This window comes from Salipiger bermudensis (genome assembly GCF_020171625.1).
GTDB lineage: Bacteria > Pseudomonadota > Alphaproteobacteria > Rhodobacterales > Rhodobacteraceae > Salipiger > Salipiger bermudensis_B.
The window spans coordinates 138784-151251 of record NZ_JAIUZY010000013.1; the positions used below are offsets into that span (position 1 = coordinate 138784).

General features: G+C 62.1%; 10 protein-coding genes, 2 pseudogenes and 1 other annotated feature. Of the genes and pseudogenes, 7 read left to right on the top strand and 5 right to left on the bottom strand.

Annotated features, from left to right (window positions below):
- Positions 1-417: 417 nt before the first annotated feature.
- Entirely contained in the window at positions 418-1308 is an 891-nt protein-coding gene (locus LCM15_RS19165; RefSeq protein ID WP_224859252.1) for a LysR family transcriptional regulator, read from the bottom strand.
- A gap of 151 nt (positions 1309-1459) precedes the next feature.
- Here LCM15_RS19165 and LCM15_RS19170 point away from each other — a divergent pair, with 151 nt between their 5' ends.
- From LCM15_RS19170 to trpS, 4 genes are all read left to right on the top strand, one after another.
- A complete protein-coding gene (locus LCM15_RS19170) occupies positions 1460-2323 on the top strand; it encodes an SDR family oxidoreductase (RefSeq protein ID WP_224859254.1) in 864 nt (287 codons plus the stop codon).
- 61 nt (positions 2324-2384) lie between these two features.
- Positions 2385-2858, top strand: a complete 474-nt coding sequence (locus tag LCM15_RS19175) for an AtaL-like protein (RefSeq protein WP_224859256.1) — start codon at positions 2385-2387, stop codon at positions 2856-2858.
- 171 nt (positions 2859-3029) lie between these two features.
- Positions 3030-3248 (top strand): hypothetical protein, encoded by a 219-nt coding sequence (locus tag LCM15_RS19180; RefSeq protein WP_224859258.1) that lies wholly within the window; start codon positions 3030-3032, stop codon positions 3246-3248.
- Positions 3249-3513: 265 nt separating this feature from the next.
- A complete protein-coding gene (trpS, locus tag LCM15_RS19185; protein ID WP_224859260.1) occupies positions 3514-4515 on the top strand; it encodes a tryptophan--tRNA ligase in 1002 nt (333 codons plus the stop codon).
- A gap of 223 nt (positions 4516-4738) precedes the next feature.
- On the opposite strand, the gene LCM15_RS19190 is transcribed toward trpS, so the two are convergent.
- On the bottom strand, positions 4739-5152 hold the full coding sequence (locus LCM15_RS19190) for a winged helix-turn-helix transcriptional regulator (RefSeq protein ID WP_224859262.1): 414 nt from the start codon (positions 5150-5152) through the stop codon (positions 4739-4741).
- A 107-nt stretch (positions 5153-5259) separates the two neighbouring features.
- Between LCM15_RS19190 and LCM15_RS19195 the strand changes: the two genes are divergently transcribed.
- A complete protein-coding gene (locus LCM15_RS19195; RefSeq protein ID WP_224859264.1) occupies positions 5260-6006 on the top strand; it encodes an SDR family oxidoreductase in 747 nt (248 codons plus the stop codon).
- 522 nt (positions 6007-6528) lie between these two features.
- Here the strand turns inward: LCM15_RS19195 and LCM15_RS19200 are convergent.
- On the bottom strand, positions 6529-8025 hold the full coding sequence (locus LCM15_RS19200) for a SulP family inorganic anion transporter (RefSeq protein WP_224859266.1): 1497 nt from the start codon (positions 8023-8025) through the stop codon (positions 6529-6531).
- A 74-nt stretch (positions 8026-8099) separates the two neighbouring features.
- Positions 8100-8155: a sequence feature (sul1 is cis-regulatory element that is thought to sense ions involved in sulfur or methionine metabolism; They are found in Alphaproteobacteria), on the bottom strand.
- 399 nt (positions 8156-8554) lie between these two features.
- Positions 8555-8998: an SRPBCC family protein gene (locus tag LCM15_RS19205; protein WP_224859268.1), complete on the bottom strand. Its 444-nt coding sequence runs from the start codon at positions 8996-8998 to the stop codon at positions 8555-8557.
- Positions 8999-9480: 482 nt separating this feature from the next.
- Between LCM15_RS19205 and LCM15_RS22915 the strand changes: the two are divergent.
- Both LCM15_RS22915 and LCM15_RS19220 read left to right on the top strand, forming a co-directional pair.
- Positions 9481-9903, top strand: a pseudogene (locus tag LCM15_RS22915) (VOC family protein).
- Between the two features lie 320 nt (positions 9904-10223).
- Complete coding sequence (locus LCM15_RS19220; protein WP_224859274.1) at positions 10224-10931, top strand: phosphotransferase enzyme family protein; 708 nt, start codon at positions 10224-10226, stop codon at positions 10929-10931.
- Between the two features lie 202 nt (positions 10932-11133).
- Here the strand turns inward: LCM15_RS19220 and LCM15_RS19225 are convergent.
- Positions 11134-12359 (bottom strand): annotated as a pseudogene (locus LCM15_RS19225) (IS3 family transposase); the annotation flags it as partial.
- Between the last annotated feature and the right edge of the window lie 109 nt (positions 12360-12468).

A 12468-nucleotide genomic window follows, 5' to 3' on the forward strand; every position in this document is an offset into this window, starting at 1 on the left:
TGATCGATGTCGGCAACTACTTCAAACCTCACACGACCGCAGTGGCATGCGCCTTGATAGCATTTTTCCATTGCCAAAGTTTGCACGAGCGACAGTGCATTGGGAAGGTCAGATCTGTCCGCGGAGCTGACCTTGGGGCCCTAAGCGATGCTGCGGAGTGTCATGAAGGTCTGGAATAGGGGAGCTGCGCTGCGGCAACGGTGGTCTTGGCCAATGTCGGCTTTGGGCCGTGAGCGACGGCCACTGCTGCCTGCCTGCCGCACGCCCCGCTGCGTCGCCGCATGACCGCTTCGAGCCCAAACTGCCCGTGTTGGTTGTGGGAGGCTTCGCGGCCGCAGCATAGGCCCCAAAGCCGACAGGCCCTATCGGTTGCACCTGCGGCTACCGAGGCCGGAGCGACGCGCGGTGCAAGGTGCCTTATCGGCCGACATAGGAAGCCAGTTCCTCCGGCGTACCTCGGGGGAACGCGTGCTTCAGCGTGTCGAGGAAGGCCGATACCCGGGCGCTGAGCAACCTGCGGGACGGGTAAAGTGCCCAGAGCGCGATGTTGGGCGCATCGATGTCGCCCCACGAGACCAGCCTGCCAGCCGCGATGTCGTGGCTGACCAGCGAGATCGGCAACCGCGCAGCACCGACGCCTGCCCGCACCGCGTCGCGCACCATGATCAGCGATGACAGACCGAGCACCGGTTCGATCTCCAGCTTAACCGGGCCTTCGGGCGTCTTCAGCTTCCAGCCGGACCTGTCCGCGGCCGACCTCACGACCGCTGGCACGGGCGTGTCCCAGGTCCCCTTTGGCAGATCGGGCGGTGCCACGACGACAAGGTGATCATGAAGGAAGGCGCGCCCGACGAGGCTTTCGTCGGGCGAGGGGTTCACGCGGATCACCAGGTCGATCCCCTCTTCGAACATATCCACAGCGCGATCTTCGGTTGTCACCTCGAGCCGCACCTCGGGGTAGGCCAGCGCGAAGTCGGCGGCGATCTTGCCCATGGCGGTCTGCGAGAACAGGAGCGGCGCGCTGATCCGCAGCCGCCCGCGTGGCTTTTCGCCACCCGAGGCGACCGCTGCCGTCGCCTCCTCCATCTCCAGAAGCAATCGGCTGGTGCGGGAATAGAGGGCGCGCCCCTCCTCGGTCAGCTTCAGCGATCGCCCGCCACGCTCGAACAGGCGCAGGTCCAGCGCGGCTTCAAGCTCTGCCACCCGGCGTGACAACGTGGTCTTGGGCCGGGCGGAGGCCCGCGCGGCGCGGCCGAAGCCTTCGTGCCGGGCGACAAGGGTGAAATCGGCAAGGGCGAGTAGGTCCATCGATCAGATCCCCCGGAATCAATGACATCGTGTACCCGAGCGTCCCACCAGCGGGACGGCGTGTCCAGATTGCGCGTCTGTTCGCATCATTGTGGATCGATACATTCCCAAGTGTCGAAACGATGAAACACCCCCCAGACAGGAGCTTCCCATGACCATCCTCGTAACAGGCGCCACCGGAAATGTCGGCCGCAATGTCGTCGACCAGCTCGTCCAGCGCGGCGCGAATGTTCGCGCGCTCGTCCGTGACCCGGCGAAGGCGACCTTCCCCGAAAGCGTCGAGATCGCCCAGGGCGACCTTCTCGATGTCGATGCGCTACGTGCCGCCTTCTCCGGCGTCTCGACCCTTTTCCTGCTGAACGGCGTCGTGGCCGATGAATTCACCCAAGCCCTCGTGACCCTGCAGGTCGCCCGCGAGGCGGGGGTCGAGCGGATCGTCTACCTCTCGGTGATCCATGCCGATCTCTACGTGAACGTGCCGCATTTCGCCGGCAAGTTCGGGGTCGAGCGGATGATCGAAGCGATGGGGTTGAACGCCACCATCCTGCGCCCGGCCTATTTCATGGACAACGAGATCACGATCAAGGACGCAATCGCGGGCTACGGCATCTACCCGATGCCGCTTGGCACCAAGGGCATCGCGATGATCGATGCCCGCGACATCGGCGAGATCGCCGCGATCGAGTTGATCCGTCGCGAGGAGGCCGCCGCGCCGCTGCCGACGGTCCGGATCAACCTGGTCGGTCCCGACACTCTGACCGGCGAGAGCGCCGCCGCGATCTGGTCCGACGTGCTGGGCCGCGAGATCGCCTATCCAGGCGAGGACTTCGCCGGGTTCGAACAGAACCTCCGGCAGTTCATGCCGTCCTGGATGGCGCTCGACATGGCTCTGATGGCCGAACGCTTCGTCTCGAACGGCATGGTGCCCGAGGCAGGCGATGTCGATCGGCTCGAAGACCTGCTGGGCCGGCCCCTTCGCAGCTACCGCGACTACGCCGCCCAGATCGCGGGCTGATCCCTCTTATCCCCTCACAGTGGGGGCGCAATGCCCCCAACCACACCAAAGGACCACCGCCATGATCTATTCGACCGCCACCGTGCCCGTGAACCCCGCAGACGACGCCCCTCTGACCCGTGACCAGGTCTGGGCGGGGCTGGAGCTGAAGGCCCGGGATGCCCGTGAATTCCTGCCCGCAGGCCTCTGCACCCGCTGCGAAGTGACCGAGGAGACGCCGACCCACTTCGTCCGCGATGCCACCATCGGCGGCAAGGACCTGCGCGAGATCATCGTGCTGGAGCCCGGCGGCAAGGTCACCTTCTTCCAGGCCACCGGCCCCCGCGAAGGTGCCATCGTCAACGAGATATTCGAGGACGAGACCGGCGCACTACACCTGCGCTTCTACTGCTACCTCGGCCTGCGCGACGCCGCCCCGAACGGCCCCGAAGAGCAGGCTGAACAGGCGCAGTTCGATAGCGACACCGGCTACAAGGCCGCGCTGCTGTCGACGCTCCAACGCACCCGCGCCCTTGTCGCGGAAGGGCGGCTCTGAGGCCGGGTTGCGAAACCCTGTCGCTGTTCCCGGTGCCCGTCCATGGGGTGCCGGGAACAGCGTGACAGTCCACCGCTGCCTGGGTGACTTTCATCCGGCTATCTTCGCGCTCACGGCGAACATCAGCTTTCAGCCGATATCGTTGAAATTGGGCGCGGCCCCAACGGCTGGATGACCGGGTTCTTCGCGGCCGGCGTCATGGCATTTGGCGTTCCGCCGTCCGATGTAATGGAGACAGAGTTTCTGCGACTGGTCGCTGTGCTGATCGCGCCTGCGTCCTTCGATCTGCTGCAGAACGACGAGAAGCTGCTGGCTCGGGCGGAGCGAATTAAGCGTATGCAATGCGCGCCACTGGATCATGGCGACGTTTGGCTGGAAGGTTGTGAGTGATTGGCAGCAATGTCCGCACCGCAGTCGCTGGCCCAAGGTGCCGCGAAGGTCGGCACCGAGCCCTTACTACCATTTGATTGACGCCCGATCTTCCCGGCGATAGCTAGTATTCCATGGAAAACATTATCATCATCGCAATGACTTGGTGGCTGGCCTCCTGACAAGGTGGCCGGGTGACCAAACGCATTCCGAGGCCGCCGCATGGGCGGCCTTTTGTTTTCCGAGCTTCCCGATGCGGCGCCTCTCGTTTCATGGGAAGACAAAAATGAACCGACCGATCATTCTGACAGGCGACCGCACAACCGGGGCGCTTCACATCGGGCATTATGCAGGCTCGCTCGCAAACCGGCTGCGCTATCAAGACAGCCATGAACAGTTTCTGCTGCTGGCGGATACCCAGGCCCTGACCGACAATGCCCATGATCCGGACAAGGTGCAGCGAAGTGTGATGGAGGTCGCGCTGGACTATCTCGCCGTGGGGATTGACCCCAGTCGCACCACGATTTGCCTTCAATCGCATCTGCCGGCGCTGGCCGAGCTGGCGATGCTCTATCTAAATTTCGTCACGGTTGCGCGGTTGGAACGGAACCCGACGATCAAGGATGAAATCCGCGCGCGTGGTTTCGGGCGCGACATTCCCGCCGGATTTCTCTGTTATCCGGCGGCGCAGGCGGCAGACATCACGGCCTTCAGGGCGACGGTCGTGCCGGTCGGTGAGGATCAGGCTCCGCTGATCGAGCAGACGAACGAGATCGTGCGGCGCATAAACGCGACCGCAGGCCGCGCCGTGCTGCCAGAGGCGCGGGCGATCATACCCAAAACGGGCCGGTTGCCCGGTATAAACGGCAAGGCCAAGATGTCTAAATCCGGTGGTAACGCCATTGCCCTGTCCGCGTCGCCCGACGAGGTCCGAAATGCCGTCAGGGCGATGTTCACCGATCCGAACCATCTGCGTGTCGAAGACCCGGGCTGCGTCGAGTGTAACGTCGTCTTCACGTATCTCGACGCCTTCGATCCCGATCAAGAGGGGCTTGCCGAACTAAAGGCGCAGTATCAGCGCGGCGGGCTTGGTGATGGCAAGATCAAGGCGCGTCTGGAAGCGATCCTTCAAGAGCTTATCGCCCCAATCCGCAGGCGCAGAGCAAAGCTCACCGAGGACCGGGGATACGTTCTTGAGGTCATCAGAGAGGGCACGGAACGGGCGCGCGAGCGCACCGAGGCAACAAAGCGGGATGTGGTGAGCGCCTTGGGCCTTTTCCAGTTGTAGATGAGAGGGGCCGGGTGAGCTGGATAAAGGTCCGTTTCGTCCCGCACTGCAGACCTTGGTCTATCAGTCCATGCTGCACCATGCCACCGATGTCCGGTATGGGGGGCTGCGCCGCAGCGCGGCGCGGCCAGGCAAATGTCCGGAGAGGGCCGTCAGCGCCGACCGCCCTGTCGCGCTAGAGTGAGGGGCTTGCTGCGGCGCCGCCAATATGCTTCGAGCCCTATCAGGACGGATCTTGGACCGTGGCCTTTGCGGCGTAGTCACTTCGGGCCTTTTCGATCTTCTCGAAATTCGCCTCCGCCCAGATCCAGACGCCGCAGAATGCCTTGCTGAGGCCGAGGCCAAGATCCGTCAGCCGGTATTCTACCTTGGGCGGCACGACTGGATAGACCGTGCGGGTCACCAGGCCGTCCCGCTCCATCGCGCGCAAGGTTTGCGTCAACATCTTTTGGCTGATGCCCGTGCAGGCGCGGGACAGTTCGCCGAACCGGCAGCACTCCTGCTCAGTCAGGATCTCGATCAGCAACATCGTCCATTTGTCCGCGACCCGGCCGATGATCTCTTCGACAAGACGGTCCAGCGCGGCATCGGTTCGGGGAAGATTCTGCAGGTCTTGCCGCAGCGAGGTCTCTGTCATCGGCTCCATACTCTCTTTTTGGTAAGTATAAATCTTTAGGGTGCCTACTTTCTTATAGGCATCAATGGAGACACCTAGGGGCTATCTTGTAAGAAGGACAGCACGCAATGGCACTTGCAAATCGAACGATCCTGATCACCGGCGGTAATTCCGGCATTGGTCAGGCCCTTGCCCGGGCCCTTCAGGCGAAGGGCAATCGCATTATCATCACCGGTCGAAAACAGAGCAGCTTGCAAGCGATGTTGTACGAGAACCCTGCAATGACCGGCTACGCTCTCGACGTCACGGACGACGCGGCGCTCGCGGCTTTTGCACCGGAAATCATTGCCAAGCATTCCGACCTCGACACCGTCATCCTCAACGCCGGGATCATGGAGAGTGAAGATTACACGACGGATCCGGTCGATCTGGACGTGGCGAACCGCACCATCGCCACAAACCTGATCGCACCGATCCGCTTGGCTGCAGCGCTGCTGCCTCATATGCAGAGCCGCCCACGGGCGGCTTTGATCACGGTGTCGTCGGGGCTCGCCTTTGTTCCAAAGGCCGCAAATCCGGTCTACTCTGCGACCAAGGCCGCCATCCATTCCTGGACCCAGTCGCTGCGCCACCAGCTGCGCGATACATCCGTGGATGTCCACGAGATTGCACCGCCGCTTGTCGCAACGGACCTGACGCCGGGCCAATCGCAAGTGGCCGCCGCAATGCCGCTTCAGGACTTCACGGATGAGGTCGTGAGCATCCTGTGTCGTGACGACATTCCTGACGAGGTCCTGGTGAGCCGCGTGAATTTCCAGAGAAACGCTGAAGCCGAAGGTCGCCATGCGGCTGCCTTCGCGGCGATCAACGGCTGATGGATCTTCGCGAAGTGCGCCAAGAGTAGCAGACCGCTCCAAGGCGCACTTCGCATGCGGTAAATGCGGCGTCCCGGAAGCGACGGCTTTGTCCGATTGCAGGCCTCAGACCGTTCAAAATGCCGCGCCGAGGCCCGAACGTCCGCTTTGGTGAAGCCGCGGCGCGGCGTCCACTAGGACAGTGAAGGTCCGCAAAGGGCCGAGCGCGTCACAACACCGGCCAGGGAGGTTGCAGCGCCTACCGCGCTGCCGTCCGAGCCTTTTCACGCCGTTCCGTCTCAGCCGCGCCGCCCTTGCCCACTCAGTTTTGAAGCCGATGGCACCGCACACAGGGTAAAATGGGGCCCAAGCTTCAGGGTCCGCGAAAGATCGATGGAGACGGGCCGATAGCGCCGTCCGATGACATGACCAGCCACGACACTCACGCCGAGCTTTCCCCAATTTGGGCGATTTGATGGCAGATGCTTTCGGAGTGGTTCGACCTGTCCGTAAGAATGAGCCTCCTAACCACGGAGGCCTTCTTCAGTGCCCCATTAGCCTGTCCATGGCGCCGGGTTTGTCGTGGATGCCCAGCTTGTCGACCAATGTCTCGGAGGCCTTGTTCATCCCCAAGACCTCGACCTCCGCGCCCGCACGGCGGAACTTCAGGATCGCCCTGTCGAGCGCCTGCACCGAACTGATGTCCCAGATGTGCGCCCGGCTCACGTCGATCACGACACGGTCCGGCACTTTGCCGAAGTTAAAGGCTCCGGCGAAATCCTCGGTCGAGCCGTAGAACAGCTGGCCCTCGATCACGTAGGTCCGGACCCGGCCATCCTCCGAAAGGGCGGTCGAGATGCGGAACATCTTCGCGATCTTGCCGGCAAAGAAGAGGCCCGACAGCAGCACGCCCACCAGGACACCGATAGCGAGATTGTGGGTCCAGACCACGGTTCCCACGGTGGCAAGCATGACGATCGAGGACGGGCGGGGGTGAACCGTCAGGTCCCTGATCGACGACCAGGAGAAGGTGCCGATCGACACCATGATCATGATGGCGACGAGTGCGGGCATCGGGATGCGGGCAACGAGGTCTCCGATCCCGACCACTAGGATCAGCAGCACCGCGCCAGCGGTGAAGGCCGACAAGCGGCCACGTCCGCCGGATTTCACGTTGATAATCGACTGGCCGATCATCGCGCAACCCGCCATGCCCCCGATAAAACCGGTTGCGGTATTGGCGATGCCCTGGCCGATGCACTCCTGGTGGCGATCGGACCGTGTGTCGGTCAGCTCGTCCACGATGTTCTGCGTCATCAGGCTTTCCAGCAGCCCCACGACGGCCACGGCCGCCGCATAGGGGGAGATGATGACGAGTGTCTCGAAGGTCAGCGGGATGTCGGGGACCAGGAAGACCGGCAACGTGTCGGGCAGCGCGCCCATATCGCCCACGGTCCGCACGTCCCAGCCCATGGCGATGACCACAAGCGTCAGCACGACGATGGTGACCAGCGGTGACGGCACCGCCGTGGTCAGGCGCGGGAAAAGGTAGATGATGGCGAGCCCTGCGGCCACAAGCGCCCAGGTCAGCCATGTGACCCCCTCATTGGCGAGGTTGAGCTCGGGCAGCTGTGCGAGGAAGATCAGGATCGCCAAGGCGTTCACGAAGCCGGTCATCACGGATTTCGACACATAGCGCATGAAGCGCCCCAGCTTGAGCAGCCCGGCGCCGATCTGTAGCAACCCGGCAAGGACGGTCGCGGCCAGCAGGTATTCCAGCCCGTGGTCGCGCACCAGCGTGACCATGAGCACGGCTGTCGCGGCCGTCGCCGCCGAGATCATCCCCGGCCGTCCGCCTACAAAGGCGATCAGCACGGCGATGGAGAAGGAGGCGTAGAGCCCCACCTTGGGGTCGACGCCTGCGATGATGGAAAAGGCGATGGCTTCGGGGATCAGCGCCAGCGCGACGACGATGCCCGCGAGCACATCGCCGCGAATGTTACCGAACCATTGCTGGCGGTAGTCAGAAAGAGAGATCATGTAGACAGTCCAAAGCCCTGGTGCGGACCGCCTTTCACAGGTCAGTCCGTTCGAATGTTCAGGGTCTTGCTTGGAGTTATCCGGCGGATCGGCGGCCGGAAGAGCCACCCGGGTTTTCACCGGGTCCTTGCGGTATGACTGCGCTTAAAGCCGAATTTTGGTAGAACCTCAAGCCGCATTGGCCATTCCGGGTCCGACTAACAGGGTGTCTCGCTGAGTTGAGTTCAGGCATTGGGCTCCTGCAGCGAACGGCGGCAAGGACCGCACTGCTGATGTCGGATTGTTCGAAATGCTGCGCCAAGGCCCGAACGGCCGGTTCGGGAAAGCTGCGCCGCGGCGGGGGCCAACCTGGCGAATGTCTGCAAAGGGCCGAGAGCGCCATGCGGCCCGCCAGGCTGGGCACGCGGCGCGCTGCAGCGCCGCATGACTGCTCCGAGCCCCTTTTGCAATTCTTCGAACATTGTGCGAAGAGCAGCTGCCATCTTAGTCGACCTCACGGCGATTTTGGATCGGACACCTTAATCTTAGGTCATTTCGCCTGCACGGCTGCCAGCATTTGAACGCGCGGCTCATGCCGCTTGCGATAAAGAAAGCGCGCCCATAGCGCAAAGGCCCATGACATCCATCCCGCATCAATTTCAATGACTTCGCGCAGCCGGGATCCCGACTGCTGCGGTTCCACGGTCAGAGTGTGGCGCCACGACTTCACTCCGGCACCCTTTTCAAAAGATCGCAATACCAGCGCGTCGTTGTCGCATTCCAAGACTTCCATGAAATATGGCTGAGGCGGCAAGATTCCGAACAGCGACACACGCACGGTAATCTGCTGGCCCTGATATACTCGGCCGCTCGGCAAACCTTCGAAGGTGACAATACCATCCGTGATCTCCGCGAGAGCATCAAGGTCTGTTACCAGTGCCCAGACCTCTTTTGCAGGTGAGGAATATTCGTGCTCCAGTCTCACGGTCTTCATAGATGCTTCCCGGGCTTAAAAACTATCCCTGCTTGATTTGACCGAAACTAGACGTTTGCGCAACTGTCGCGAGATCTCACTTCGTCCGCCCTGCCGACCTTCATCCTCCAAAAATGCTGCGCAATGGACGAATGGCCGGTCTGGTGAAGCTGCAGCGCGGCGATCGGCTAGGGACTGAACGGCGGGTCTGGGCCGGGAAGTGACATCGCGCTGGGAAGTACCGAGGGCTGGGCCGCGCCGCGACGCCGCATGGCCGCTTCGAGCCCCTTCTTGTCCAGTGCGACACAGCAGCCTGGCTGTCCGCACTGGTTGCATCCAGCGCACGACGGCGTGTAGTTTGTGCTCACCAGAAACAGGTTAGGTCGGTGCGGTTGGCCCGGCCCCCGCAAAACGGGTCCTTTCGCGCATCGGCGCTCCGATTGTCGCGTCCCATGGTCCAAGCGTCAGCGCATGTCGCGCAGGCGAAATGAAAGGACATGGACATGCAGCAACAGATTGCAGTGTTGACCCTCGGTGTATCCGATCTCGAGCGATCGACGAGGTTCTACCGGGATGGCTTCGGCTGGACCCCGGTGTTCGAGAACGACGAGATTGCCTTCTACCAGATGAACGGCTTCGTCTTCGGCACATGGCTGAAGGGCGCGCTCGAAGAGGACACCAAAGCTTAGGAGTTGCCTCCCGCGGGCGCGATGTCCCTCGCCCACAACGTGCCTGAGGAAGGAGAGGTGCGGGCAGTCATGAAGACGCTCGTGGCCGCCGGCGCGACCCTTCTCCGCGAGGCCGACGCTCCGCCCCAAGGTGGCGTCCGAGGATATGTAGCAGACCCCGATGGTCACATCTGGGAGATCGCGTGGAATCCAGCCTGGCCGATCAATGAAGAGGGCCACGTCGTCTTCGGGATGTGATTTCGCTCAGGTCTGGCCGGAAGAGCACCCAAGGTTTCGGCCAGACCCTTGAAGCGAAAAGTGGCAGTCCGGTTCTCGAAGGCAAAGGTCCAAAAAGTCCGCACTCGGGACTTCGGGATCCTGGACCTTGCTGCGCAGTGGTGTGAAGGTCCGGTATGGGGAAGCTGCGCTGCGGCGACGGTGATCCTGATCAAGGTCGGTAGCGCGGCCGTCGTGATGGGGCCGCCGCGCCGCCGCATGACTGCTTCGAGCCCAAACCAGTCCTTGTGGAAGGTCGATCTCTGCCGCATTCTTCGATTTCGACTTTGGGATAACTGGCTGTGCGACCACCAATCGAAAGCTGGGGCATTGACGCCGGCCTTCGCCCCTTAGCGGGCGGACACCGCAACCTCGCCTTCGTGACAGCTTGCACCGGGTCGGGGCGGCAGCTCGTGTTCAAGTCGACGCGCCGGTCAGAAGCTGCCCTGAAATGGCTTTCTGCGGTCCAGAAGGTCGCGGAAGGCGTCGGGTTCGTGGTCCCCAAGCTCATCGCCAGCCAAGACGGTAAGTTGGTTGAGAGTGGCTGGACCTGTGAGCCTTATGTGGATGGCAATCTTCTCTCAGCCGATGAACTGCTCTCGATACGCCCACAGATCGTCGCATTTCATGCTGCGACCAAAGGCATCCCTCAGCGTCCAGGTTTTCTATCGTCGCAGGATTTTATCGAACTGGATCACGGCGGCGACGTGGATCTGCTAACCATGCCCGCGAAAGTGGTCGCACGCTGCCGAGGTCTATGGTCCGCAGTTTCTGAGCAGACCGAAGCGGTCATTCATGGCGACATCAATCCAGGCAATCTGATTAGATGTTCAGATGGCAAAATTGCCCTCATTGACTGGGACGAATGTCGTCGTGATCTCGTTCTTTTTGACATGGCAGTGCTAGGGGCGAGCAATGAAAAAGAGCAGTCAGCTCGCCTTGCCTGGGAGGTCGCATGCTCTTGGGAAATTGAGCCGGACCATGCTCGCCAGATCGCTTCTCGTCTTTGAGCTACCTGCAGGGTTGTCCGCAGTGCCGCCGCTCAGGCTGGGCGCGGCGAAGGTTCGCGGCGAGCCGATGGTGCCGCCGTTCCGGCACCACGCGGCGGACGACGGGTTCGAGTCCAGACTTACCTTTCGATGTCCGTCATCAAATAATTTGGGACCGGGAATGCTCTGCCGGTCAGGAGGGTCTGGCTCGTTCAGTTTGAGGTTATGCCGCCTGGGTTTGGTTGAGCAAGCGGCGCTGGCGGATGGTGTCGGCCTTGATCCTCCTTCGTTCGGCTACGATGGCTTTGGCACGACCGAAGTAGACGTCGGCCGGGGTGACGTTTCCGAGGCTCTCATGGAGCCGTTGATGGTTGTAGTGGTCGACGAAGGTCTCGATCGCGGCCTCGAGTGCGCCGGGGAGGTAGTGGTTCTCCAGCAGGATGCGGTTCTTCAGGGTCTGGTGCCAGCGTTCGATCTTGCCCTGCGTCTGCGGATGGTTGGGGGCCCCGCGCACATGCTCCATCTGCTTGTCTTCCAGCCAGGTTGCGAGATCGCCTGCGATGTAGGACGAGCCGTTGTCGCTGAGAAGTCGTGGTCGGTGTAGCACGGACGGCTGGTCGCAACCGGACGCCTCCAGCGCGAGCTGGAGCGTGTCAGTGACATCTTCGGCCCGCATGGTCGTGCAGAGCTTCCAGGCGATTACATATCGGCTGAAGTCATCCAGGATGGTGCTCAGATAGTACCAACCCCAACCGATCACCTTCAGGTACGTGAAGTCGGTCTGCCAGAGCTGGTTTGGCCGGCTCGTCTTATCGCGGAACTCGTCCGCAGCCTTGACCACGATGAAGGCAGGGCTCGGGATCAGGTCGTGCGCCTTGAGGATGCGATACACCGAAGCCTCTGAGACGAAGTACTTCTTCGTATCTGTGAAGCGCACCGCAAGCTCCCTTGGAGAGAGTTCGGGCTCCTCCAGCGCCAAGCCGACCACATCCTGCCGGACAGCATCAGGGATGCGGTTCCAGACCCGACCCGGATGGGGTCGGCGATCCTCGAGACCGGCCTCGCCAAGGGATCGGTATCGGTCGTACCAACGATAGAAGGTTGTCTTCGGAATACCGAACATCTCCAGCGTGCGCGCCGCGGGCAGATGTGATCTCTCGACGAGCCGGATAATCTCGAGCTTTTCGGATGCAGGGTACCTCATTCGTGGTCTCCCCCATCCCCGATCATACTTTTTTTGAGCAGCCGGTTCTCAAGGGTGGCCTCTGCCAAGGCCTCCTTCAGCGCGCTGGCCTCAGCCCGCAGGACCTTCACTTCCGGGCTACTCGCCTGGCGCGCCGTGTCACCAGCAAGCCGCTTCTTGCCGGCCTCGAGAAACTCTTTGGACCAATTGTAGTACAGGCTCGTCGCAATCCCCTCGCGCCGGCAAAGCTCGGCTATGGCCTGCTGCTGGTTCCGTGGACACAGAGTTAGGTTTGCACAGCGCGGTCCTCGAACGCCATAGGGCTGAGATAGCCCAATTTTGAGTGGCGTCGTCTCGGATTGTAGAAACGCTCGA

Coding starts and splice junctions, on each gene's coding strand:
- LCM15_RS19200 (WP_224859266.1), bottom strand. CDS start 8,025: ATGATCTCTCTTTCTGACTACCGCCAGCAATGGTTCGGTAACATTCGC.
- LCM15_RS19205 (WP_224859268.1), bottom strand. CDS start 8,998: ATGAAGACCGTGAGACTGGAGCACGAATATTCCTCACCTGCAAAAGAG.
- LCM15_RS19190 (WP_224859262.1), bottom strand. CDS start 5,152: ATGACAGAGACCTCGCTGCGGCAAGACCTGCAGAATCTTCCCCGAACC.
- LCM15_RS19180 (WP_224859258.1), top strand. CDS start 3,030: ATGACCGGGTTCTTCGCGGCCGGCGTCATGGCATTTGGCGTTCCGCCG.
- LCM15_RS19170 (WP_224859254.1), top strand. CDS start 1,460: ATGACCATCCTCGTAACAGGCGCCACCGGAAATGTCGGCCGCAATGTC.
- LCM15_RS19175 (WP_224859256.1), top strand. CDS start 2,385: ATGATCTATTCGACCGCCACCGTGCCCGTGAACCCCGCAGACGACGCC.
- LCM15_RS19165 (WP_224859252.1), bottom strand. CDS start 1,308: ATGGACCTACTCGCCCTTGCCGATTTCACCCTTGTCGCCCGGCACGAA.
- LCM15_RS19195 (WP_224859264.1), top strand. CDS start 5,260: ATGGCACTTGCAAATCGAACGATCCTGATCACCGGCGGTAATTCCGGC.
- trpS (WP_224859260.1), top strand. CDS start 3,514: ATGAACCGACCGATCATTCTGACAGGCGACCGCACAACCGGGGCGCTT.